Annotated in this window: 19 protein-coding genes; 10 read left to right on the top strand and 9 right to left on the bottom strand. The window is 68.7% G+C overall.

Translation table 11 applies throughout. The annotated features are described in order from the left end of the window. Positions 1 to 17 precede the first annotated feature (17 nt). From ftsA to AC1VNX_RS29590, 4 genes are all read left to right on the top strand, one after another. Positions 18 to 1247 carry a cell division protein FtsA gene (gene ftsA / locus AC1VNX_RS29605; RefSeq protein ID WP_081270183.1) on the top strand — a complete coding sequence of 410 codons (1230 nt, stop codon included), beginning with the start codon at positions 18 to 20 and terminating at the stop codon, positions 1245 to 1247. Positions 1248 to 1417: 170 nt separating this feature from the next. After that, on the top strand, positions 1418 to 2632 hold the full coding sequence (gene ftsZ / locus AC1VNX_RS29600; RefSeq protein ID WP_483161115.1) for a cell division protein FtsZ: 1215 nt from the start codon (positions 1418 to 1420) through the stop codon (positions 2630 to 2632). Positions 2633 to 2942: 310 nt separating this feature from the next. Next, positions 2943 to 3866: a UDP-3-O-acyl-N-acetylglucosamine deacetylase gene (gene lpxC, locus AC1VNX_RS29595; protein ID WP_165909589.1), complete on the top strand. Its 924-nt coding sequence runs from the start codon at positions 2943 to 2945 to the stop codon at positions 3864 to 3866. 18 nt (positions 3867 to 3884) lie between these two features. Next, positions 3885 to 4061: a hypothetical protein gene (locus tag AC1VNX_RS29590; protein WP_019656766.1), complete on the top strand. Its 177-nt coding sequence runs from the start codon at positions 3885 to 3887 to the stop codon at positions 4059 to 4061. Positions 4062 to 4173: 112 nt separating this feature from the next. On the opposite strand, the gene AC1VNX_RS29585 is transcribed toward AC1VNX_RS29590, so the two are convergent. Beyond that, positions 4174 to 5130 (bottom strand): LysR family transcriptional regulator, encoded by a 957-nt coding sequence (locus AC1VNX_RS29585; RefSeq protein WP_483161114.1) that lies wholly within the window; start codon positions 5128 to 5130, stop codon positions 4174 to 4176. A 128-nt stretch (positions 5131 to 5258) separates the two neighbouring features. On the opposite strand from AC1VNX_RS29585, the gene AC1VNX_RS29580 reads away from it, so the two are divergent. Next, complete coding sequence (locus tag AC1VNX_RS29580) at positions 5259 to 6584, top strand: aminotransferase class I/II-fold pyridoxal phosphate-dependent enzyme (RefSeq protein ID WP_483161113.1); 1326 nt, start codon at positions 5259 to 5261, stop codon at positions 6582 to 6584. Positions 6585 to 6599: 15 nt separating this feature from the next. Here AC1VNX_RS29580 and ruvC read toward each other — a convergent pair whose 3' ends face one another. Beyond that, complete coding sequence (gene ruvC, locus AC1VNX_RS29575) at positions 6600 to 7163, bottom strand: crossover junction endodeoxyribonuclease RuvC (RefSeq protein WP_483161112.1); 564 nt, start codon at positions 7161 to 7163, stop codon at positions 6600 to 6602. A 150-nt stretch (positions 7164 to 7313) separates the two neighbouring features. Between ruvC and AC1VNX_RS29570 the strand changes: the two genes are divergently transcribed. Next, on the top strand, positions 7314 to 9392 hold the full coding sequence (locus AC1VNX_RS29570) for a tetratricopeptide repeat protein (protein ID WP_483161111.1): 2079 nt from the start codon (positions 7314 to 7316) through the stop codon (positions 9390 to 9392). A 139-nt stretch (positions 9393 to 9531) separates the two neighbouring features. On the opposite strand, the gene AC1VNX_RS29565 is transcribed toward AC1VNX_RS29570, so the two are convergent. Both AC1VNX_RS29565 and AC1VNX_RS29560 read right to left on the bottom strand, forming a co-directional pair. Beyond that, complete coding sequence (locus AC1VNX_RS29565; RefSeq protein ID WP_483161110.1) at positions 9532 to 10521, bottom strand: phosphatidate cytidylyltransferase; 990 nt, start codon at positions 10519 to 10521, stop codon at positions 9532 to 9534. A gap of 7 nt (positions 10522 to 10528) precedes the next feature. After that, positions 10529 to 11410: a lysophospholipid acyltransferase family protein gene (locus tag AC1VNX_RS29560; protein ID WP_483161109.1), complete on the bottom strand. Its 882-nt coding sequence runs from the start codon at positions 11408 to 11410 to the stop codon at positions 10529 to 10531. Between AC1VNX_RS29560 and AC1VNX_RS29555 the strand changes: the two genes are divergently transcribed. Then, positions 11411 to 11839, top strand: coding sequence for a ribosomal maturation YjgA family protein (locus AC1VNX_RS29555; RefSeq protein WP_483161108.1), 429 nt, complete (start codon positions 11411 to 11413; stop codon positions 11837 to 11839). Here AC1VNX_RS29555 and mtgA read toward each other — a convergent pair. The 5 genes from mtgA to AC1VNX_RS29530 all read right to left on the bottom strand — a co-directional run bounded on the left by mtgA (position 11805) and on the right by AC1VNX_RS29530 (position 17156). Continuing rightward, positions 11805 to 12548 carry a monofunctional biosynthetic peptidoglycan transglycosylase gene (gene mtgA, locus AC1VNX_RS29550; protein ID WP_483161107.1) on the bottom strand — a complete coding sequence of 248 codons (744 nt, stop codon included), beginning with the start codon at positions 12546 to 12548 and terminating at the stop codon, positions 11805 to 11807. The two genes, AC1VNX_RS29555 and mtgA, sit on opposite strands and share 35 nt — an antisense overlap. Continuing rightward, on the bottom strand, positions 12549 to 13397 hold the full coding sequence (gene aroE / locus AC1VNX_RS29545) for a shikimate dehydrogenase (RefSeq protein WP_483161106.1): 849 nt from the start codon (positions 13395 to 13397) through the stop codon (positions 12549 to 12551). 65 nt (positions 13398 to 13462) lie between these two features. Continuing rightward, entirely contained in the window at positions 13463 to 14317 is an 855-nt protein-coding gene (locus AC1VNX_RS29540) for an energy transducer TonB (protein WP_483161105.1), read from the bottom strand. A 49-nt stretch (positions 14318 to 14366) separates the two neighbouring features. Then, the gene (locus AC1VNX_RS29535) at positions 14367 to 16436 is read right to left on the bottom strand and encodes a ribonuclease catalytic domain-containing protein (RefSeq protein ID WP_483161104.1); all 2070 of its coding nucleotides are present in this window, start codon (positions 16434 to 16436) and stop codon (positions 14367 to 14369) included. Positions 16437 to 16562: 126 nt separating this feature from the next. After that, positions 16563 to 17156, bottom strand: coding sequence for a YqiA/YcfP family alpha/beta fold hydrolase (locus tag AC1VNX_RS29530; RefSeq protein ID WP_483161103.1), 594 nt, complete (start codon positions 17154 to 17156; stop codon positions 16563 to 16565). Between the two features lie 397 nt (positions 17157 to 17553). Between AC1VNX_RS29530 and AC1VNX_RS29525 the strand changes: the two genes are divergently transcribed. Genes AC1VNX_RS29525 through rodA form a run of 3 tightly spaced genes read left to right on the top strand, consistent with a single transcriptional unit; the run spans position 17554 to position 21335 of the window. Next, a complete protein-coding gene (locus AC1VNX_RS29525) occupies positions 17554 to 18288 on the top strand; it encodes a response regulator (RefSeq protein ID WP_483161102.1) in 735 nt (244 codons plus the stop codon). 6 nt (positions 18289 to 18294) lie between these two features. Continuing rightward, positions 18295 to 20148 (top strand): sensor histidine kinase, encoded by a 1854-nt coding sequence (locus tag AC1VNX_RS29520; RefSeq protein ID WP_483161101.1) that lies wholly within the window; start codon positions 18295 to 18297, stop codon positions 20146 to 20148. A gap of 32 nt (positions 20149 to 20180) precedes the next feature. Continuing rightward, complete coding sequence (gene rodA, locus AC1VNX_RS29515) at positions 20181 to 21335, top strand: rod shape-determining protein RodA (protein ID WP_483161100.1); 1155 nt, start codon at positions 20181 to 20183, stop codon at positions 21333 to 21335. Positions 21336 to 21362 lie beyond the last annotated feature (27 nt).

Raw genomic sequence — 21362 nt, 5'->3', positions numbered from 1 at the left:
ATCGAGGACATATCCCAATGCCCAAAGAATACAAAGACCTGGTCGTAGGACTCGACATCGGCACCGCCAAGGTGATGGTGGTCGTGGCAGAGGTGCTGCCCGGCGGCGAGCTGAAGCTGGCCGGCCTCGGCATCGCGCCGAGCAATGGCCTGAAGCGCGGCGTGGTGGTGAACATCGATGCCACCGTGCAGAGCATCCAGCAGGCGCTGAAAGAGGCCGAGCTGATGGCCGACTGCAAGATCAGCCGCGTCTACACCGGCATCACCGGCAGCCACATCCGCGGCATCAATTCGAGCGGCATGGTGGCGGTGAAGGACAAGGAAGTGACGCCCGCCGACGTGGCACGCGTGGTGGAGACGGCGCGCGCCATCAACATCTCCAGCGACCAGCGCCTCTTGCTGGTGGAGCCGCAGGAGTTCGTGATCGACGGCCAGGACGTGAAGGAGCCGATCGGCATGAGCGGCATGCGGCTCGAGGCCAAGGTGCACATCGTGACCGGTGCGCAGAGCGCGGCCGAGAACATCATCAAGTGCGTGCGCCGCTGCGGCCTGGAAGTCGACCAGCTGATGCTGAACCCGCTGGCCTCGAGCCAGGCGGTGCTGACCGAAGACGAGCGTGAGCTGGGCGTGGTGCTGGTCGACATCGGCGCGGGCACGACCGACGTGGCGATCTTCACCAATGGCGCGATCCGCCATACGGCGGTGATCCCGATCGCGGGCGACCTCATCACCAGCGACATCGCGATGGCGCTGCGCACGCCGACCAAGGACGCGGAAGACATCAAGGTCGAGAACGGCTTCGCCAAGCAGTTGCTGGCCGACCCCGATACGCAGGTGGAAGTGCCGGGCCTGGGCGACCGCGGCCCGCGCATGCTGAGCAAGCAGGCGCTGGCCGGCGTGATCGAGCCGCGCATCGAGGAGATCTTCTCGCTGGTGCAGCAGGTGGTGCGCGAGTCGGGCTACGAAGAAGTGCTGTCGTCGGGCGTGGTGCTCACGGGTGGCAGCGCCGTGATGCCGGGCATGGTGGAGCTTGGCGAGGACATCTTCCTCAAGCCGGTGCGCCGCGGCATCCCGAAGTATTCGAGCGCGCTGTCGGACATGGTCGCGCAGCCTCGCGCCGCGACGGTGATGGGGCTGCTCGAGGAGGCACGCTTCGCACGCATGCGCGGCTTCAAGGTCGCGCAGAAGAATGGGTCGGTAAAGACTGCATTCGGACGTTTCAAGGACTTCATCGTGGGGAATTTCTAGCCATGATCAAGTCTCCACTCTGGCTCGCGCGCGGCAGCCCCCCGATGCATTTCAACGAGCGATGGCGACGAACAGGTCCACCATCGCGACGGTCTCATCGTTGATCCCGTCAATACACAAGAAATATTCACAGACACATAACGGCAACTGCAAGATTCAAGGAGTTAAAAATGACCATCGAAATGATCGAAGTCGAAGAGTTCAACCAGGGCACGCAGATCAAGGTGATCGGTGTCGGCGGTGGCGGCGGCAATGCGGTAGCCCACATGATGGAGCGTGGCGTGCAGGGCGTTCAGTTCGTTTGCGCGAACACCGACGCACAGGCCCTGCAGCGCAGCAACGCACACAAGATCATCCAGCTGGGCACCAGCGGCCTGGGCGCCGGCAGCAAGCCCGAGAAGGGCCGTGACGCGGCCGAGGCAGCGGTGGACGACATCCGCACCGCCATCGACGGTGCGCACATGCTGTTCATCACCGCCGGCATGGGCGGCGGCACCGGCACCGGCGCCGCTCCCGTGATCGCACGCGTGGCCAAGGAAATGGGCATCCTCACCGTGGGTGTGGTGACCAAGCCCTTCGACTGGGAAGGCGGTCGCCGGATGACCAACGCCGATGCCGGCCTGGCCGAACTCGAAGCCAATGTCGACTCGCTGATCGTGGTGCTCAACGAGAAGCTGCTCGACGTGCTGGGCGAGGACGTCACGCAGGAAGAAGCCTTCGCGCAGGCCAACGACGTACTGAAGAACGCCGTGGGCGGCATCTCGGAAATCATCAACGAGTACGGCGGCGTGAACGTCGACTTCGAAGACGTGCGCACCGTGATGGGCGAGCCCGGCAAGGCCATGATGGGCACCGCTGCCGCAGCCGGCCCTGACCGCGCGCGCATCGCCGCCGAACAGGCCGTGGCCTGCCCGCTGCTCGAAGGCATCGACCTCTCGGGCGCCAAGGGCGTGCTGGTGCTGGTGACGGCGTCGAAGGGCTCGCTGAAGCTGAACGAGTCGAAGCTCGCGATGAACACCATCCGCGCCTACGCTTCGCCGGACGCGCACGTGATCTACGGTGCCGCCTACGACGACAGCCTGGGCGACGAGATGCGCGTCACCGTGGTGGCCACCGGCCTGTCACGCGCCGACGCACGCCGTCAGCAGCCGACGCTGGAAGTGATCCGCACCGGCACCGACAACATCCCGTTCACCGTGCCGACGCTCGGTGGCGTGGGTCACGCCGGCGGCACGGGCGGCAGCCAGCCCAACTACGACGGCATGGCCGTTCCCAGCGTGTGGCGCACCAACCGCACGATGGCCGCGGCGAAGGTGGACGCGCTGTCCTCGGGCGGCATGGACGACTTCGAGATCCCGGCCTTCCTGCGCCGCCAGGCAGACTGACTCGCCCCCAGGCTGCGCGCACTTCGTGTCGCTTCGCCAACCCCCTACCGGGGGCAACACCAGAGGCCCAGCAAAGCCGGTTCCTCGGTGTTTCGCGAAGCGGCCATCCGGACGCAGAGGGCACGAGAGGGCGTAAGGGGCACAGGGACGACCTGAAAGGGACGTCTGCTGGCTCTAGGCGCTGCGCTCGCCTCGTGCCCTTTGCGTCCATTTAGGGCCAATTCGAAGGAATTGCATAGAACCCATGTCTATCGGTGCCATAGCGAGGGGCATAGGCCGCCACGCCCGTCGCGCGCCTAAAATCCCGGCCGTGCTGCAACAACGAACCCTCAAGTCCATCAGCCGCGCCGTGGGCGTGGGGCTCCACAGCGGCCAGCGCGTGGAGCTGACGCTGCGGCCGGCACCGGCCGACACGGGCATCGTGTTCCGCCGCGTCGACCTGCCCGAGCCGGCCGAGATCCGCATGACCGCCGAGTCGGTCACCGACACGCGCCTGGCGTCCACGGTCTCCACCGGCGGCGCCAAGGTGCAGACCGTCGAACACATCATGTCGGCCTGCGCGGGACTGGGCATCGACAACCTCTATATCGACATCACGGCCGATGAAGTGCCGATCCTCGACGGATCGGCATCGTCCTTCGTGTTCCTGTTGCAGAGCGCGGGCATCGCGCTGCAGAAGGCGCCGCGCCGCTTCATCCGCGTGACCCGCAAGGTCGAGGTGCGCGAAGGCGAGGGCGCCAACGAGAAGTGGGCGAGCCTGGAGCCCTACCACGGCTACAAGCTGAGCTTCGAGATCGACTTCGACCATCGCGTCGTCAACTCCACCGGCCAGCGCGTGGAGTTCGACCTCGGCACCGGCTCCTACAGCCGCGACATCGCGCGCGCCCGCACCTTCGGTTTCACGAAGGAAGTCGAGTACATGCGCAGCAAGGGCCTCGCGCTCGGCGGCGGCCTCGACAACGCCATCGTGATGGACGACACCAAGGTGCTGAACGAAGGCGGCCTGCGCTACGACGACGAGTTCGTGAAGCACAAGATCCTCGACGCGATGGGCGACCTGTACATCATCGGCAAGCCGCTCCTGGCCGCCTACACCGCGTTCCGTTCGGGCCATGCGCTCAACAACAAGCTGCTGCGCGAGCTGCTCTCGCACAGCGACGCCTACGAGGTCGTGACCTTCGAGGACGAGAAGCGCGCCCCGCGCGGTTTCGGCGAAGTCGCGCGGGCCTGGTAGGCCGCTCGCTCCTCTCACATGCTTCTGTTTCGCTGGGCCATCCTGCTGCTTCTGCTGGTGGCGGGCGTGTGCTTCGCGTTCTACGCGGGCACGGGGCAGGTCAAGTACCGCCGCATCGGCTGGATCGTGCTGAAGTGGACGTTGCTGGCGGCTTTCGGTTTCTTTGCGGTGTTGATCGCGGAGCGGGTCGCGTAGCCAGGTTCACCCCCAGGCTGTGCGCACTTCGTGTCGCTTCGCCAACCCCCTTCCGGGGGCAACACCGGTGGCCCGGCAAAGCCGGTTCCACGGTGTTCCGCAGACTCAACTCTCAGGCCGCCAGCGCCTGCAACGCTTGCACCTGCCGCGCCAGCAGCGGCCCCTTGCGATGTGCAGGCACCAGCAGCATCACCGTATCCCCCAGTGCCTTCGGCCGTCCCCAGGGCGCATGCAGCTTGCCTTGCGCGAGCAGCGGTGCGACGAGCCGCTCGCGGCCCATCAGCACGCCTTCGCCATCCAGCGCCGCCTGCAGCGCGAGGCTGTAGAGCGAGAAGTCCGGCCCTGCCGCGAGTGCCTCGACTTCGCCGGCTGTGGAGCCGGGCCGCACGGCCTGCAGCCAGCGCTGCCAGTCGTCGCGCCAGACGGTGTCGTGCAGGCCGCCGCAGCGCTGCAGCAGCTGCGCAAGGTCTTCGAGCGTGCGCGGACGGCCGCTGGGCAAAGGCTCGCGTAGGCGCGGGCTGCATACGGGCAGCAGCCGGTCGCGCACCAGCGGGATCGCCTGTGCGCCGGCCGCGCTCTCGATGCGCTCGCCGGCGCGCGCATAGAACAGGCCCAGATCGAAGGGCTCGCGGCGGAAGTTCGGCGGCTGCTCCAGCGCGGTCACAGACACCTGCACGCCGGGCAGCTCCGCCTTCAGCCGTGAAAGTCGCGGCGACAGCCACAGCTGCGCCACGGCCGGCAGCGCGGCCACCTGCAGCGTGCTGCGGCGCGCTGCAGTCTGGGTCTCGTGGCGTAGCGCCTGAACGGCCAGGCCGAGCTGGTCGACGGCTGCGCTGAGGGCAGGCAAGGCGCGCCGCCCGTGCGCGCTGAGGCGGATGCCCTGGCTGTGGCGCTCGAAGAGCGCGCCGCCGGCCCAGGTCTCCAGCGCCTTGATCTGCTGCGCGACGGCCGCCGGCGTGACGAAGAGTTCTTCTGCCGCGCGCGCGAAGCTGCCATGGCGGGCTGCCGCCTCGAAGGCGCGCACGGCGGTGTGCGGCGGCAGGCGGGGGCGCGGCGGTGCGAGCGGCATCGGAGGAGTCCTTCAGGCCAAGTTTCAGGCCAAGTTTTTCTACGGCTCGGGGCCAGATTATCCGGTTTGCCCCGACGCGAATGGCGGGCGACGATGCGGCCATCCCCTTTCATAGCGAGATCCGCCACATGCCTGCCGCCGCTTTGCAACGCCGCCCCTGGGTTCCCGCTGCCAGCGAGGACCACGTGCTTTCCATCGCCGCCGATGCCGCCTCCCGCGACGCCGCAGGCGTGGCCGCCGAGATCGAACGGCTGGTGGCCGACAACCACCGCATCCACGATGTGGACGGGCTGAACCTCAACCCCGCCACCAACGTGATGAACCCCGCTGCCGAGGCGCTGCTGTCGCGCGGGCTCGGTTCGCGTCCCTCGCTCGGCTATCCCGGCGACAAGTACGAGATGGGGCTGGAGGCCATCGAGCGCATCGAAGTTGTCGCCGCCGAGCTGGCGGCCGAGGTGTTCGGTTCGAAGTTCGCCGAGGTGCGCGTGAGCTCGGGCGCGCTGTCGAATCTCTACGTCTTCATGGCGACCTGCCAGCCTGGCGACACCATCGTCGTGCCGCCGCCCAGCATCGGCGGCCACGTCACGCACCATGCGGCGGGCGCCGCTGGGCTCTATGGCCTGAAGCCGGTTTCCGCGCCGGTGGATGCCGATGGCTACACGGTCGACATCGCCGCGCTGGCGAAGCTGGTGCGCGAGGCGAAGCCGAAGCTCATCACCATCGGCGGCAGCCTGAACCTGTTTCCGCACCCGGTGCCCGAGATCCGCGAGATCGCCGACAGCGTGGGCGCGAAGCTGCTGTTCGACGCGGCGCATCTCTCGGGCATGGTGGCCGGCAAGGCGTGGCCGCAGCCGCTCGAGCAGGGCGCGCATGCGATCACCATGAGCACCTACAAGAGCCTGGGCGGGCCGGCGGGCGGGCTGATCGTGTCGAACGACGCGGCGCTGATGGAGCGAATCGACGCCATCGCCTATCCCGGTCTCACGGCCAACTCGGATGCGGGCCGCACGGCTGCCCTGGCCCGTGGCCTGCTCGACTGGAAGGTGCACGGCACCGCATATGCGGCCGCAATGCGCGAGACCGCGCAGGCACTGGCGCGTGAACTCGATGCGCGAGGGTTACCCGTGTTCGCGAAGGCGCGCGGCTTCACGCAATCGCATCAGTTCGCGCTGGAGGCGGCGCGTTGGGGCGGCGGCCAGAGTGCGGCGAAGAAGCTCGCGCAGGGCGGTCTGCTAGCCTGCGGCATTGGCTTGCCGATCGCGCCCGTGGAAGGCGACATCAACGGCCTGCGGCTCGGCGTGCCCGAGATCGTGCGGCTGGGCTTCACGCCCGGGGACATGCCGCAGCTCGCAGGCTGGATCGCACGCGCTCTCAATGGCGATGCGGCATCGGTGGCCGCTGAAGTGCGCGAGCGCCGCAGGCAGCTCGGCGAACTGCGCTACATCGTGCGCTGACGGCGCCTCTTCGGCTCAGCGCGAGCGCCCCTGCCGGTAGGTGCCGGCGGGGACCGTCGCATGGGTCTTCGATGCCTCGGCCGCTTCCGCAATCCGCGCCATCGAACGCCCGACCTGCGCATGCGTGATGGCGATGCCCAGTGCATCCGCCGCGTCGGCGCCCGGCAGGCCGGGCAGGTCGAGCAGCCGCCGCACCATCTCCTGCACCTGCGCCTTCGCGGCCTGGCCATGGCCGGCCACCGCCTTCTTCATCTGTAGCGCCGTGTACTCGGCCACCGAGAGGTTGTTGTTGACCAGCGCGGTCACGCACGCGCCGCGCGCCTGCCCCAGCAGCAGCGTGGACTGCGGGTTCACGTTGACGAAGATGATTTCCACCGCCGATGCATCGGGCTGGTAGCGCGTGGTGATCTCCGCGATGCCGTCGAACAGCACCTTCAGCCGCGCCGGCAGGTTGTTGCCGGTGCCCAGGTGGCGGGTGCTGATGGTGCCGCTGGCTACGTAGCGCAGCGCATGGCCGTCCACGTCGACCACGCCGAAGCCGGTGGTCTGCAAGCCGGGGTCGATGCCGAGAATGCGCATGAAAGGAAGCGTAAAGGCCTAAGCCCGGGAAAAGATTGTCAAAAGAGTTGCGAGCAGAGGGGCTAAAGCCGGCTGATCGTGGGCAGAATGCGCCCCGGTCCGTACCGTCCGCCCCGCCACGCGCGGGGCGCGCCATTCAAGGAAGCGAATGTGAATGTAGTCGACTCCTCCGCGCAGCAGCAACTGGACGAGGTGCAAGCCTTGATCGCGCGCCTGCAGATGCACCCCGCCGAGCGCGCGAGCGCCAGCTTCCGCCGCATCGAGCTGCTCGACGACCTGGGCCGCCGCAAGGAAGCGCTGGCCGCGAGCGCCCGTCTGCTCGACGAGTTCGCGGCGAAGCCCGAGCCTGGCGTGGTCGTGCCCTGCTGCCAGACGCTGCGCCTGCTGGCGCACATGCTGCGCCAGATGCACCGCCCCGCCGACGCGCTCGCCATGCTCGACCGCCTGATCGCGGCGCACGGCCAGCGCGCCGAGCCCGAGATCCGCGAGCACATCGCCCACGCGCTCTACCAGCGCACATGGTGGATCGACGAGCCCGCCGCGCGCTGCGAGGCCTGCGACGCCATGAGCGAGCTGCTCGACAGCCAGCCCGATGCCGCCTTCGACACCTGGCGCGTGGAGGCCCGGCTGCTCAAGGCCGAGGTCGAGCATCACCGCGGCTTGCCGCAGGATGCGCTCGCCACGCTGGAGGAGGCGATCGAACGTTTCGACGGCAGCACCGACCCCGGCGTGGTGCTGCGCGTGGCGCGCGCGCGCCTGGCCTCGGTGCTGAACCTGCGCGAACTGGCGCAGCATGCGCAGGCGCAGGTGATGTGCCTCGCGGTGGCCGACCAGATCGAGGCCGGCCTGGCCCATGCGGCGCCCGAACTGCGCATCGAGGGCGTGCGCGCGCTGACGCTCTTCTTCGACGGTTTCGGCATCGACGAGCATGCGAATCGCGCGGAGCTGGTCGGCTGGCTGCTCGACCGCTATGGCCACGATGCCTCGCCGCAGGTGCGGCGCATGGCGGTGCGCCGCGCCTACGACTGGTCGGCGGGCCTGCGCGAGTCGGACGATGGCGAGGCCGCGCTGGCCGCCTGCGAGCGGCTGCTTGCCACTTTCGGCGCCGACACCGACGCCGTGGTGCATCGCACCGTGGCGAGCGCGCTGCTCAACAAGGGCTTCGTGCTGCTCGAACGGCTGGGCCGGGCCGAGGAGGCGCTGGAGGTCTACCAGCAGCTCGCCAGGCAGCTGCAGGGCACGCTCACGGCCGAGCTGCAGGACACGCTTGCCAAGGCCACCGCCGGCCGCCAGGCCTGCCTGAAGAAGCTGCGCAAGGCCGATGCCGAAGGCAACCTGCCGGAGCTGCCGGCCGAAGTGCGCGACGAGGTGCGGGACAAGGTCAGGCAGGGCCGCAAGCACGGCGACGCAGGCGAGTCGCGCGAGGCCATCGCGCTGTTCGACGAGGTGCTGGCCGCGCATGCCGCGTCGCCGCACCCGGAGCTGCGCCGCCAGTGCGCGCGGGCGCTGGTCCACAAGGCCTTCTGCCTGGTGGCGCTGGAGCGCTTCGACGAGGTGATCGCCGCCGCCGACGCCATGGACGCGCGCTACGGCGCAGACCCTTCCACCGAGATGCAGGAGACCGTCGCGCTGTGCCTGCAATACAAGAGCACAGCGCTCGACCGCCTGGGCCGGCATGACGACGAGATGCGCGTGCACGACGAGATCGTCGCGCGCTGGGGCAATTCCGAGCTGCCCGACCTGCGCGGTCGCGTGGTGGGCGCGCTGTTCCGCAAAGGCGCCACGCTGCGCCAGGCACGCCAGCTCGAAGCCGCGGTGGCCTGCTACGACGAGGCCATCGCGCGCACCAGCAGCGCGAGGGAAGGCACGCTGCAGCTCTGGGCCGCCAAGTCGATGATCAACAAGGCCAAGGCGCTCGACAAGCTGGGCGACCCTGCCGGGCAGATCAAGGCCTATCGCGCTCTCATAGCCCGCTTCGGCGATTCGGGCGATGCCGCGCTGCGCGAGCGCGTGGTCAACGCCTGTGAATGGCTCGCCGAGGCTGAAGGCCGCCAGGGGCGCGTGGAGGCGCAGCGCGCGGCCCTCGAAGCCGCGCTGGGCCGTTTCGGCACCGCGCTGTCGGCCGAGCAGCGCACGCGCCTCGCGCGCGAGCTGCAGGCGCTGAAGGCCAAGGCGCTGGGCCGAAAGGCAAAGGAAGTCTTCGGCCGCGTGGTGCGGCGCAAGGCCTGAGGCCGCCACCCAACCCGATCCGTCTCAGGCTTTTTTCCAGGAATACCGTGGAACCGGCTTTGCCGGGCCACCGGTATTGCCCCTGCAAGGGGGTTGGCGAAGCGACACGAAGTGCGCGCAGCCTGGGGGTTAGCCAAGTTCACGCGTTGAAGTACCAGCGGATGGAGTGGAAGAAGATCGGCGCCGCGAAGCACAGCGCATCGACGCGATCCAGCAGCCCGTTGGCGCCGGTCACGCCCGCATCCTTGCGGCCCCAGTTCGGAATGCCCCGGTCGCGCTTGAGCGCCTTCATCACCAAGTGCCCCATCGAGCCCGAGATGCAGGCGATGACCGACACCGCCAGCGCCTGCCCGAACCTGAAGGGCGTGATGAACGAGAACAGCGCGCCCACCAGGCTCGCCACCGCGATGCCGATGGCCCAGCTGGTCCAGTTGAAGCTGCGGCTCACGTTGGGCGCGAAGGGCTCGCGCTGCATGCGCCGCGAGATCAGGTGTTGCACCAGCACCGAGGTCTGCACCACGAACACCAGGAAGAACACGAGGAACGCGCTCTTGCCCTCGTAGCCCGGAAAGCTCAGCAGCAGCAGCGCCGGCACGTGGCTCATGCCGTAGACGCAGACCATGATGCCCCACTGCAGCTTGGCGTTGCGCTCCAGGAACTGGCTCGGGTCGTTGGCCAGCGCGCTGGCCACCGGGATCGCGAGGAACACGTACACCGGGATGAACACGGTGAACAGGTCGAAGCGCGCCGTGGCCACCAGCCAGAACTGGATCGGCAGCACCACGAAGAAGGCGAGGATCAGGCTGCGGTGGTCCCCGCGCCGCGTGGGTGAGAGCGTGATGAACTCGCGCAGCGCGAAGAAGGAGATGAGCGCGAACAGCACCGTGGCCACGGTCTCGCCGAGCGCCCAGCCGATCCAGAAGACCAGCACCATGAACCAGGTGGTGCCCAGCAGCTTGCGGAAGTGCGCCAGCTCGGCCTGCCAGGCGGCGTCGTGCACTGGGTTGCGCTTTTCCCTGAAGCCCAGGAAGAGGGCGGCGGTGCTCGCGATCGCGAGCACGCCGAAGATGATGAGAAAGAGCGCCGCGACCTGCTGGGTCGGGCTGAGGCTGCGCAGGAACTGGTTCATGTCGTCGTCAGACGTCGCGCAAGGCGATCACGGCGGCGCGCGCCCGCTCGAGGAAGGGGCGGCGCTCTTCGTCCTGCTCCACGCGGATCGGCGCGCCGAAGGTGACGGAGCACAGGATCGGCACCGGCACGATCTCGCCCTTGGGCATGACGCGCTGCACGTTGTCGATCCACGCCGGAACCAGCACCACCTCGGGGAACATGGTGGCCAGCGTGTAGAGGCCCGACTTGAACTTCTGGGGCTCGCCGGTATGGCCGCGCGTGCCCTCGGGAAAGATGATGATCGAGTCGCCGCTGCGCAGTGCTTCGACAAGCGGAGCGAGCGGGTCGGGGGCAGGGGCAGTCGGTGCAGGCGCGGGTTCGGGCGCCGCGGGCGGTGGTGGTTCAGGTGGCGGCGCAGGCGGTGGGGCAGGGGGCTCGGGCAAGTCGAGCTGACCTTGCGCGCCGGGTACGGTCTCGGCGGGCGGTGCCGGCGGGGTCAGGGGCAGCAGCGGCTCCATCGAGGGCTCGATGCGTTCGTCCAGTGTTCGGGCGACGGGGTGTGCGGCGGGCGCCGGTGGCGGCGCTTCGGGAGCAGCAGATGCTGCCGGTGCAGCGGCAGGCGCGCTCGTGGCCTGCCGCTCCACATACACCGCGTTGAACACCTCCGTCGTGATCCAGCGCTTGACCGGCGTGTTGGCCCAGTAGTCGCGCGCCGCGATGGGCCGCGTGATGCTGCGCAGTTCTTCCGGCAGCGCCGCCCAGATCATCACCAGGTCGGCGTGGCTCTGGTGGTTGGCGAAGTAGATGCGCTGCTCGGCCTTGGGCGGACAGCCGTACCAGCGCGCCTGCGCGCCCGTGAGCAAGCGGACGATCCCAAGAAGCAGCCAACCCGTGAGCTTTGCCAGCATATGGGCGCGATGATACGGGTCATGCGATGGCGTTTCGATCCTCTTTCACTGGCGTGGGCGGTGGCCCTGTTTCTCGTATTGCTGCTGCTGGCCACCGTCGGCGCGCACTGGGGCTGGCTGCGCAGCTTCTTCGGCGACGTGCTGGCCGTGGTGTGGGTGTACTTCGTGTTCAAGACCGCGATCGGCGCGCGCGTGCTGCCGCTGGCACTGGCCGCGCTGGGCGTGGGCCTTGCCGTCGAACTCGGGCAGTACCTCGCGGCGGCGTGGCACCTGCACATTCCGAACCGCGCGCTGCGCATCGTGCTCGGCAGCACGGCCGACTGGTGGGACGTGCTGGCCTACACCATCGGCTTTGCGGCCGTGCTGGCCATCGAGGGCCTGCGCGGCGGGCTCGTCAGGGCAGCTCGGCCGCTGGCATCCGAGCCATGACCGTCGATGCGCGTCCGCTCAGGTAGGGCGAGCCGGTGCGCCGCTCGAAGAACTTGGGGCTGGGCAGCATCACCGCGAGGCGCGCGGCCTCGCCGGTGCCCAGGCGCGAGGCCGGCTTGCGGAAGTAGTACTGCGAGGCCGCCTCGGCGCCGAACACGCCTTGGCCCCACTCGACGTTGTTCAGATAGATCTCCAGGATGCGCCGCTTGTCGAGCAGCACTTCGAGCAGCGTGGCCAGCACCAGCTCCTGCCCCTTGCGCAGCATGGTGCGCTCGCCCGACAGCAGCAGGTTTTTCGCGAGCTGCTGCGTGATGGTCGAGCCGCCGCGCAGCTGCACGGGCCGCACCGGCTTGCCGCGCGCCACGGCACGCGCGGCGCGCTTGGCGGCCAGCTCTTCGGCCCTGGCATTGCGCTGGCGTGCGCGCTCGATGGCTTCCCATTCCACGCCGTTGTGGTCGACGAAGCCGGCGTCCTCGCTCGCGATGACCGCTCGCTTGAGCGTGTCGTTGATCTGCGCGTAGGGCACCCACTCCTGTCGCCAGCCACCACCGCGGCCTTCATGAACGGCGATCTGGAAAGCCTCGGAGCGCTGGAAGGCGGTGCTCTGCGGATCGATCACAGCCATCGCCGCGATGCGCACCACGAAGAACAACTGCAGTGCCACGCCCGCCACCGCGAGGCAGGCGATGAGGCGCAGCACGGCCTTCATTTATTTCAGCTCGGTGCGGATCTCGGCCAGCACCTGCGCCGAAGGCGGCCGCACGCCGCGCCAGATCTCGAAGGACTCGGCCGCCTGCTCGACCAGCATGCCGAGCCCGTCGCGCGCCACCGCGCCGTGCGCCTTGGCCCAGGCCATGAAGCCCGCAGCAGCCGGACCGTACATCATGTCGACCGCGAGCCCGCCCTCGCGCAGCACGCTGGCTTTGACCGGCACCGCGTCGCCGGCGAGGCTGGAGGCGGTGGCGTTGACCACCACGTCGAAGGCGCCCGGCACTTCGTCGAGCGCCCAGGCTTCGAGCGAGGCGCCATGGCGCAGCGCGATGGCCGCATGGCGGCGCACCAGCTCGACGGCTTTGTCCACTGTGCGGTTCGCGACCACGACGCGCGAGGCGCCCGCGTCGAGCAACGGGCCCAGCACGCCGGCAGCGGCGCCGCCCGCGCCGATCAGCAGCAGCGCCTTGCCCTCGAGCGGTACGCCCGCGTTGCGCACGATGTCGTTGACCAGCCCGATGCCGTCGGTGTTGTCCGCATGGATGGCGCCATCGGCCTCGAAGCGCAGCGTGTTCACCGCCTGCGCGAGCAGGGCGCGTTCGCTGGTGTGCTGCGCGAGCGCGGCGGCCTCGAACTTGAAGGGCACGGTGATGTTGCAGCCGCGCGCGGCGTCGCCGCGTTCTGCGGCTTCGCTTCGGAAGGCCGCGATGCCTTCGGCGAAGGCGCCGAGCGGAATCAGCCGCCGGCCGTACTCGATCTGCTGGCCGCAGAGCTGCGCGAAGCGCGCGTGGATGCGGGGCGAGCGGCTGTGCTCGACGGGGTTGCCCATGACGCAGTACAGGTCCATGGTGTCTGCCTTCCTTGGTTGCGCCTGCCCTTTTCGTGCGGCTGCTGGCTGCTTGGGGATTCCGGTTACTGCGAGGAGAGTTCGACCGAGCCGTCGTGCGCGAAGCGGAAGTGCGGCCGGATCACGATCTGGTCCGCGTGCTCCTTGCGCATCGCGTCGGTGAAGGTGCCGAAGTTGCCGACGCTCGCGACGATGGCCTGGGCGCGCTTGTCCAGCATGGGAGTGCCCGAGCTCTCGTCGACCACTGTCGAGAGCAGGCGGCCGTCGAAGTTGACGGTGATGGTCATCGTGAGCTCGCCGTAGAGCTTCTTGCCGGCCAGCGTCGGGAAGTTGGCCGTGCCCTGGGCTTCCACCCGGCGGCGCAGCGAATCGACGTAGGTGGCGAAGGCGGCCTCGCGCGTGAAGGGGCTCAGGAAGCGCTTCTTGGGGCGCGCGTTTTCCTCGTTCACGCGGCGCTCGATCTCGGCCAGCAGGTTGATCATCTGGCGGCGCTTCTCCTCCTGCGCCTTGGCCTCGGCCGGGTCGCCAGGGTTGCGCGGGTCGGGTGCGGGCATCGCGGCCAGGTCGCGCTTGAGCTGGGTGAGCATCTGCATCTGCTCGGCCTGCATGGCGTCGACCTTGCGCTGCGCGTCCTCGAACGAGTCGCCCACGGTGGTGAAGCTCGACGGCGGCAGCGGGCTGGTGGCGCGGCCCTTGTCGAGGTCGCCGCCGCCCGCGAGCGAGGTCTGCGCGCGCAGCCGGGCGGCGGGGTCGGGCTTGTCGTTGGTCTTGGTGTTGACCAGGATCACTTCGAGCGGCGTGTCGCTGAAGACCTTGTTGAAGGATTCGGGATCGACGAAGCGCACCGTGAGCAGCGCCGCGTGCACAACGACCGACACGCCCAGAGCGATCTGCAGCGTGCTGAGGTCCTTGAAGTTCATTCTCTAGACTCCTCCAGGGGCCGCATATCTCCGGACGATCCGCCGGGGTTCATGCTGGCGTGTTTTCTTCGGGGGCTGCCTCGCTGTCGTTCAGGTCGACGGCAATGGCGATCGGGCCTGCGACCACTTCTTCTTCCCCGTCGTCGCTTTCCTCTTCGGCGGCGGCATCGCCGGCCTTCGGCGTGTCGAGGCGTTCGAGCACCGTACCGCTCACGTCGAGGGCGATCTCGTCGATCTCGCCGAGCTTCACGCGCAGGCGCGCGCCGCGTTCCTGCTGTCCGGCCACGGGGAACACCAGCGGCAGCGTGTCGGCACGCACCAGCGCGCCGTTGGGCAGGTCCTTGATGACGGTGGCCTCCAGCTCGGCGATGCCCTGCTGCTGCAGGTACTTCAGCGTCCAGAAGCGCTCCATGCCGCCCTGGTAGGCGTTGTACGCGGCGTAGGCCGCGTCGAAGCCAGAGAGGATGGAGAACAGGTCGGCGTCCTTTGGCTTGAAGGGCGCGGCCAGCGCGGCGGTCTTGCCGTGGCGCGCGGCGGCGATGATCTGCCACTGGTTCACCAGGTCGGTGTAGCGGCGCAGCGGCGAGGTGCTCCAGGCGTAGCTCTTCACGCCCAGGCCGGCGTGCGGCAGCGCGCGCGTGCCCATGCGCACCTTGATGCCGGGCGCGAGGCTGGCCTGGCTGCGGTAGAGCCCCGGCACGCCGAGTTCGCCGAGCCAGCCGCCCCAGCTGCTGTTGGCCAGGATCATCGCCTCGGACACGATCAGGTCGAGCGGCGCGCCGCGCTGGCGCGTGCTGATCTGCACCTGCTCGCTGCCGGTGGGCTCCGCGCCGTCGTTGCCGACGAGGCGGAAGTTGTAGTCGGGCCGGTTGAAGTTCTCGGGCTTGCCGCGCACCACCTCGCGCTGCGCCTTCAACTGCTTCGCGAGGCGGAACAGGAACGAGAGAGGCGCGCGCATGCGGGTCGCGGCTTCGGGCGTGTTGTCGGCGTCGAAGGTGGCGTCTTCCAGCCACTGCTGCGTGACGACGGTGTCGAGCTGGTCGTGGCGAAGGTTGGCCACGATGGGCACGCGCTCCAGCCTGGTTTCGGTGCCCTGCAGCTCCAGCGTGGCTTCGTCGAAGCGCGCGTAGAGCGACACGGCCGGGCGGTCGCCGCCTTCGAGCAGCGTGTAGGTGTCGACCACCTCGTCGGGCAGCATCGTGATCTTGTAGCCCGGCATGTAGACCGTGGACATGCGCGCACGCGCCACGTTGTCGATGGGGCTGCCCGGCGTCAGCGCCAGCGCCGGCGCGGCGATGTGGATGCCGACCGTGACGGTGCCCGAGCCCAGGCCCTGCACCGAGAGCGCGTCGTCGATCTCGGTGGTCTGCGAGTCGTCGATGGAGAAGGCCTGCACGCCCTCGGCCAGCGGCAGGTCGTCGGCGATGGCGGGCGCCGCGAGCGCCGGGAAGCCGGTGCCCTTGGGGAAGTTCTCGAACAGGAAGCGCCGCCAGTGGAACTGGTAGGGCGAGTCGATCGCGCCGGCGCGCTCCAGCAGGTCGAGCGGCGCACGCTGCGTGGCGCGCGCCGCCTCGACCACGGCCTTGTATTCGGCGGCGTTCTTGTCGGGGCGGAAGAGAATCTTGTAGAGCTGCTCGCGCACGGGCGCCGGGCACACGCCCTCGGCCAGCTGCGCGGCCCATTCGGCGATCTGCGCCTGGATGGCCTTCTTCTTCTCGATGGCGGCCAGCGCCTGCTGGACGATCTCTGCCGGAGCCTTCTTGAACCGGCCCTTGCCGGCGCGGCGGAAATAGTGCGGCGCCTCGAACAGCGCGAACAGGGCGGCGGCCTGCTGGGCGAGCGAGGGCTTCTCGCTGAAATACTCGGCGGCCAGCTCGGCGAAGCCGAATTCGCCCTCGGGCGCGAACTCCCAGGCGAGGTCGAGGTCCATGCCGGCGGCGAGCGAGCGCCCCTCGGCGATCAGGTCGGCGGGCGACGGTTTCTCGAAACGCAGGACGATGTTGGCGCCCTTGACCTTGACGCGCTTGCCGGTGTCGAGCTCGACCTGCGCCGATGCTTCGGCCTCCGACAGCACGCGGCCGCCGAGGTACTTGCCGGCTTCTTCAAACAATACAAACATCCGTCGATTGTCCCACGCAGAATTGGGCTCTCCCCCAGGCTTGCCCACTTCGTGTGGCCTCCTTCCCCCTTCCCGGGGGCGACACCGGCAGCCCGGCGAAGCCGGTTCTGCGGTGTCCCTGGAAATTCAAACGGGGTTGATGAAGGCCATCACGTCGTCGAGGTGGGCCTTCTCGAAATCGGACAGGGCGTGGTCGCCGCCCTCGAGCAGCTTGATGTTGCTGTCGGGGTAGCGTGCGGACATCTCGTGCCAGTCGAGTGCCTCGTCGCCCTTGGCGATGATGGCGAACACGCGCTCGGGCCGCGTGAGCGGGCCGACTTCCATCGCGCGAAGCTCGTGGATGTATTCGGGGCGGAAGTAGAAATGCTCGGCCGGATCGTGCCAGGCGGTCTGGTCGCCGATGTAGCGCATGAGGTCGCGCGCGGGGTGTACCGCCGGGTTGAGCAGCACCGCGCGGCAGCGCGTCATGCCGGCCACGTAGGTGGCGTAGTAGCCGCCGAGCGAGGAGCCCACCACCGCCATCGACTTGCGCGGCCAGTGCGCGATGCCCTTCATCACCATGTCGATCGCGTCGTGCGGCGACGGCGGCAACTGCGGGCACCACCATTGCAGGTTCGGATGCCGCCGCGCGACGCGGTCCGCGACGACCCGGGCCTTGGTCGAACGCGGCGAGGAGCGGAAACCGTGCAGGTAGAGCAGGTGAGTGGTTTGCGGGTCCATGCGAGAAAAAGAAGGGAGGTGCGGCGGCCGCACCTCGCTTGCCGGGACCAGGTAATTCTGCATGAGGTCTGTTCTCGCGAGGCCGCTTCCAACATACAAAAAACCCGGCTGTACGGGTTCTTCGGTAAAGCCATAGCTTACTGAGCCCCGGTTCGCGCCGGCGTTGTGCATCCCCTTGCCGGGGGCGTGCCATGCATTTGGAATTCGAAAGTATTCAGGCTGTGGCCGCCGCAGCTTGAATGACCTACATTCCGGCTACTTCATCTGCGCAGGAAGGTGCGAACGATCCCGGCAAAAAAGCGGCGAGAGTTTCGTGCAGCCCCTTTGCCGGGCATATCCCATGAACGGGGGATGCGCGCGCGGATTCCCGGTGCGTGCCGAGGCTTATGCTCTGCCCATGAACATTGAGGCTCAGGACGACGCGACGCTACGCCGCTGGGGCGTGCTCGTGGTCGAGGACGATAGCCGCGCGCGCGCGTTTTTCGAGGCGAGCGTGCAGCGCAGCCCGCGCCTTTTCTGGCTCGGCAGCGCGGGCACGGTGCAGGAAGCACTGGGCTGGCTCTCGCGCACCACCACCATTCCCGACGTATTGCTGGTCGACCTCGGCATGCCCGACGGTACCGGGCTCGACGTGATCCGCGAGGCCGTCTCGCGCTTTCCGGGCTGCGAGCCGCTGGTGGTGTCGGTCTTCGGCGACGAGGAAAACGTTCTCGCGAGCATCGAGGCCGGCGCCGTGGGCTACATCCATAAGGACGCCGCGCCCGAGGACATCGCGCAGACCATCGTCGAGATGAAGGCCGGCGCCTCGCCGATCTCGCCCATGATCGCGCGCCGAGTGCTCGCCAAGTACCGCAGCCTGCAGACCGCGGTGCCCCCCGGCACCACGCCGGGCACGGCGCCCGAGGCCGCCGCCGAGGAGGCCGACCGCGGCCTGCTCTCGGCGCGCGAGCACGAGGTGCTCACGCTGATCGCGCGCGGTTTCTCCTATGCCGAGATCGCCCGGCTCAAGGGCCTGAGCGTGCACACGGTGCAGACCCACATCAAGAACCTCTACGGAAAGCTCGCGGTGCATTCCAAGAGCGAGGCGGTCTTCGAGGCGACGCGTCTCGGCCTGTTGTCTCATCCGGGCTGAGCGCAGATGCGAGCGAACTGGGTGTCGCTGGTGATGCCATGGCTGGCGATGCTCCTGATGGGGCTCGCCGGCGTTTCGGGTGTTTCCGTCGCGTCCGCCGCCGAGGCGCCGATCGAACTGCGACAGGGCACCGTGACGACCACGATCGACGGCGTCACGCGCACGGAACCGGTCGAGCTTTCGTACCACTGGGACCGGCAGCACAACGGACGCCCCGGCACTGCCAGCTTCGACCTGCCGTTCACGCTCGAGGCCGAGCCCGAGACACCCTGGGGCATCTTCATCCCGCGCGCGGGCAACGTCTTCGAGGTGCAGCTCAACGACGCGCTGCTGCAGACCTACGGCGACCTGAAGCGCGGCAACGACGCGGACTACGCCAAGGCGCCCATCTACGTGCCGGTGCCCGGCAAGCTGCTGCGCAAGGGCGACAACCTGCTGCAGATCCGCCTGCATGCCGATACCGCCCGTCTCGCGGGGCTGTCGCAGGTGGTCATCGGGCCGGCCGCGTCGGTGCGCAACGAGCTCTTCGAGGGTGCCAACGCATGGCGTTTCACCGGCACGATGCTGCTGATGGCTTTCAGCCTGATCGTCGGCGGCATCGCGCTGGCGTTGTGGCTCACGCAGGTCGACGTCGACGCCAGCGGCGTGCAGCGGCGCGTGGCCATCTACTTCTGGGCCGCGCTGGCGCAGTTCTGCTGGGCGGTGCGCGTGGCCGACGGGCTGATCGCCGAGCCGCCGCTGTCCTGGGGGTCGTGGGGCGTGCTGATGGCGGCCCTCTATGCCGGCTGGGCCGCTGCTTCCATGATGTTCGTCTACCACCTCGCGGGCTGGGCGAACGAGCGCAGCCACCGCTGGCTGCGCTGGCCGGTGGTGGGCGTCGTGGCCGGAACGGTGCTGTTCAGCGCGCTGTCGCTGCAGCGGGACGAGCCGGCATGGTTCACCGGCTGGCTCGCCGTCGAACTCGTCTTCATCGCCGCCTTCGTCGGCGCCTTCGCGGTCGCCACGCTGCGCACCCCGAGCGACGACCGCCTGCTGGTTGCGGGTGCGGCGCTGGTCACAGTGGCCTTCGGTGCGCGTGACTGGCTGGTGATCCGCCTGAGCGATGCCTATGGCGAGACCACCTGGGTGCGCTATTCGTCGGTGTTCTTCGGCGCGGCGCTGCTCCTCATCGTGCTGCGACGCTTTCGGGCCGCGACCCTGCAGGCGCGGGGCTCGGTCGCGGCCCTGGCCGAGCGGGTGGCGCAGCGCGAGCGCGAGCTGGCGGCCACCTATGCCGAGCTCGAAGCTGCGGCGCAGGTGCAGGCGCGCACCCACGAGCGCGAGCGCATCCTGCGCGAGATGCACGACGGCGTGGGTTCGCACATCAGCTCGGCGATCCGCCAGCTGCAGTCGGGCCAGAGCAGCTCTGGCGACCTGCTGCGCACGCTGCGCGATTCGCTGGACCAGCTCAAGCTGCAGATCGATTCCATCCACCTGCCGCCGGGTGACGTGGGCGCGCTGCTCGCGGCGGCGCGCTACCGGCTGGAGCCCCGGCTGGCGTCCTCGGGCATCGAGTTCGAATGGGCGGTGGACGAGGTGGAGCCGGTGGAGGGGCTGGACGCGCACGGCATGCGGCAGCTGCAGTTCCTGCTGTTCGAGTCGATCTCCAACGTGCTGCGGCATGCCGAGGCCACCGTGCTGCGCTTCGAGGCCGGCATGAAGGGCAAGACGGTGCAGCTGCGGGTGATCGACAACGGCAAGGGCTTCGACACCGCCAAGCTCATGCCGCGATCGCTGGCGGAGCGCTCAGGGGCCATCGGGGCCCGGCTGACGGTCGAAAGCCGACCCGGGCGCACGGTCGTTCAGCTCGAATTCGGTTGAGGGGGCCGGCGGGGCTGGGATAATCCGCCCTCATGTCCGCCGTGTTCAATCAGCCCTCCCTGGCGCGTCGAATTGCGCCCATCTTCCAGGGCTTCGACGGCTTTCTGGCCTTCGCCGTGCTGCTGCTCGCCTTTGCCGGGCTGCTCACCATGTATTCATCGGGCTACGACCACGGAACCCGTTTCGTCGACCACGGCCGCAACATGCTCCTGGCCGGCTTCATCATGTTCGTGGTGGCGCAGGTGCCGCCGCAGCGGCTGATGCTGGCGGCCGTGCCGCTCTACACGATGGGCGTGGCGCTGCTGGTGGCGGTGGCGCTCTTCGGCATCACCAAGAAGGGCGCCCAGCGCTGGATCAACGTGGGCGTGGTGATCCAGCCCAGCGAAATCCTGAAGATCGCGATGCCGCTGATGCTGGCCTGGTGGTTCCAGCGGCGCGAAGGCCAGCTGCGGCCGCTCGATTTCGTGGTGGCAACGATGCTGCTGGCGGTGCCGGTGGGGCTCATCATGAAGCAGCCCGACCTGGGCACCTCGCTGCTGGTGCTGGCGGCGGGGCTGTCGGTGATCTTCTTCGCCGGGCTGCCCTGGAAGCTGATCGTGCCGCCGGTGGTGATCGGCGCGGTGGCCATCACGCTCATCGTGAGCTTCGAGTCGCGGCTGTGCGCTGACGGCGTCGACTGGCGGGTGCTGCACGACTACCAGAAGCAGCGCGTGTGCACGCTGCTCGACCCGAGCAAGGACCCGCTGGGCAAGGGCTTCCACATCATCCAGGGAATGATCGCCATCGGCTCGGGCGGCGTGGGCGGCAAGGGCTTCATGCAGGGCACGCAGACGCACCTCGAATTCATTCCCGAGCGCACCACCGACTTCATCTTCGCCGCCTATTCCGAGGAATTCGGGCTCATGGGCAACCTGGCGCTGATCTCGGCCTTCATCCTGCTGATCTTCCGGGGGCTGGTCATCGCGGCCAACGCCGGGACGCTGTTCTCGCGCCTGCTGGCGGGGGCGGTGACGATGATCTTCTTCACCTACGCCTTCGTGAACATGGGCATGGTCAGCGGCATCCTGCCGGTGGTGGGGGTGCCGCTGCCCTTCATCAGCTACGGCGGCACGGCCATGGTCACGCTGGGGCTGGGGCTGGGCATCCTGATGTCCATCGCCCGGGCGAGGAGGCTCGCCCAGAACTGAGCGCGGATGGGGGGCGAGCCATAGAAT

The organism is Variovorax sp. TLI9-5A (genome assembly GCF_056867935.1).
The sequence above is the reverse complement of the archived record's forward strand: the minus strand, read 5'-3'. Positions and strand labels throughout refer to the sequence as shown.

Coding starts and splice junctions, on each gene's coding strand:
- AC1VNX_RS29555 (WP_483161108.1), top strand. CDS start 11,411: ATGGGCGCGATGATACGGGTCATGCGATGGCGTTTCGATCCTCTTTCA.
- ruvC (WP_483161112.1), bottom strand. CDS start 7,163: ATGCGCATTCTCGGCATCGACCCCGGCTTGCAGACCACCGGCTTCGGC.
- ftsZ (WP_483161115.1), top strand. CDS start 1,418: ATGACCATCGAAATGATCGAAGTCGAAGAGTTCAACCAGGGCACGCAG.
- AC1VNX_RS29540 (WP_483161105.1), bottom strand. CDS start 14,317: ATGAACTTCAAGGACCTCAGCACGCTGCAGATCGCTCTGGGCGTGTCG.
- AC1VNX_RS29520 (WP_483161101.1), top strand. CDS start 18,295: ATGCGAGCGAACTGGGTGTCGCTGGTGATGCCATGGCTGGCGATGCTC.
- AC1VNX_RS29530 (WP_483161103.1), bottom strand. CDS start 17,156: ATGGACCCGCAAACCACTCACCTGCTCTACCTGCACGGTTTCCGCTCC.
- AC1VNX_RS29565 (WP_483161110.1), bottom strand. CDS start 10,521: ATGAACCAGTTCCTGCGCAGCCTCAGCCCGACCCAGCAGGTCGCGGCG.
- AC1VNX_RS29525 (WP_483161102.1), top strand. CDS start 17,554: ATGAACATTGAGGCTCAGGACGACGCGACGCTACGCCGCTGGGGCGTG.
- mtgA (WP_483161107.1), bottom strand. CDS start 12,548: ATGAAGGCCGTGCTGCGCCTCATCGCCTGCCTCGCGGTGGCGGGCGTG.
- ftsA (WP_081270183.1), top strand. CDS start 18: ATGCCCAAAGAATACAAAGACCTGGTCGTAGGACTCGACATCGGCACC.
- AC1VNX_RS29580 (WP_483161113.1), top strand. CDS start 5,259: ATGCCTGCCGCCGCTTTGCAACGCCGCCCCTGGGTTCCCGCTGCCAGC.
- AC1VNX_RS29535 (WP_483161104.1), bottom strand. CDS start 16,436: ATGTTTGTATTGTTTGAAGAAGCCGGCAAGTACCTCGGCGGCCGCGTG.
- AC1VNX_RS29560 (WP_483161109.1), bottom strand. CDS start 11,410: ATGCTGGCAAAGCTCACGGGTTGGCTGCTTCTTGGGATCGTCCGCTTG.
- rodA (WP_483161100.1), top strand. CDS start 20,181: ATGTCCGCCGTGTTCAATCAGCCCTCCCTGGCGCGTCGAATTGCGCCC.
- aroE (WP_483161106.1), bottom strand. CDS start 13,397: ATGGACCTGTACTGCGTCATGGGCAACCCCGTCGAGCACAGCCGCTCG.
- AC1VNX_RS29585 (WP_483161114.1), bottom strand. CDS start 5,130: ATGCCGCTCGCACCGCCGCGCCCCCGCCTGCCGCCGCACACCGCCGTG.
- AC1VNX_RS29590 (WP_019656766.1), top strand. CDS start 3,885: ATGCTTCTGTTTCGCTGGGCCATCCTGCTGCTTCTGCTGGTGGCGGGC.